2 tRNA genes and 1 rRNA gene are annotated in these 830 nt (G+C 42.4%); all 3 read right to left on the bottom strand.

Annotation, left to right across the window (positions count from 1 at the left end):
- Positions 1–144: 144 nt before the first annotated feature.
- A tRNA-Ala gene (locus FILTAD_RS00230) sits at positions 145–220 on the bottom strand.
- Between the two features lie 49 nt (positions 221–269).
- Positions 270–346, bottom strand: a tRNA-Ile gene (locus tag FILTAD_RS00225).
- A gap of 396 nt (positions 347–742) precedes the next feature.
- Positions 743–830 (bottom strand): 16S ribosomal RNA (locus FILTAD_RS00220); the annotation flags it as partial.

Raw genomic sequence — 830 nt, 5'->3', positions numbered from 1 at the left:
CAGATAATGATTCTTAAAAAGGTATTGCATGAATAGAATCACAGAAGTGATCTATTCGAAGAAGAATTGAATTCTTCTCGGTTGATTCTTGATTTGTTGCAATCAATGTCGTTTTATCCAGTTTTCAATGAACAAAAAATAAATTGGTGGAGCCTAGCGGGATCGAACCGCTGACCTCCTGCGTGCAAGGCAGGCGCTCTCCCAGCTGAGCTAAGGCCCCGAAATTGTATGATAGTTATTTAAGCGATAACCCTGCTAAAATAACTTAATGGTGGGCCTAAATGGACTCGAACCATCGACCTCACGCTTATCAGGCGTGCGCTCTAACCAGCTGAGCTATAGGCCCCATTTGGGATTTTTATGAAGTTTAAATAACATGTCCAGTTATAAACATCACTTCAAACGGCAACTTTAATTCTTGAATAAAAATGCAAGCATTCCTATTCAAGCCCTTCAGTATCCGTTTATATGAAGTGATATTTTTCACTTTACCATGAACCTTCAAAACTGAACGCAAAACGTCAATAAGATTTTTTAGCGTGCTTTGCGCTAAAATAATCAACCATTCCTGATTGACCTATAAAGGAATGAAGTACAATTCCTTTATTTCCGTATGTCCGGCTCCAAACGCCAGCTCACGCGCCCACTTCAGTCTCTCAGTCGAAATGCAAGCATTTCTATTCGAGCCTTCCATTGGTCGGTTGAGCTAGACGGCGTTTTCCGCTTTTCATATAATCCTTAGAAAGGAGGTGATCCAGCCGCACCTTCCGATACGGCTACCTTGTTACGACTTCACCCCAATCATCTGTCCCACCTTCGGCGGCTGGCTC

It is taken from the genome of Filibacter tadaridae, assembly GCF_900609045.1.
GTDB classification, from domain to species: domain Bacteria; phylum Bacillota; class Bacilli; order Bacillales_A; family Planococcaceae; genus Sporosarcina; species Sporosarcina tadaridae.
This window is presented reverse-complemented; position numbering and strand designations above follow the sequence as displayed.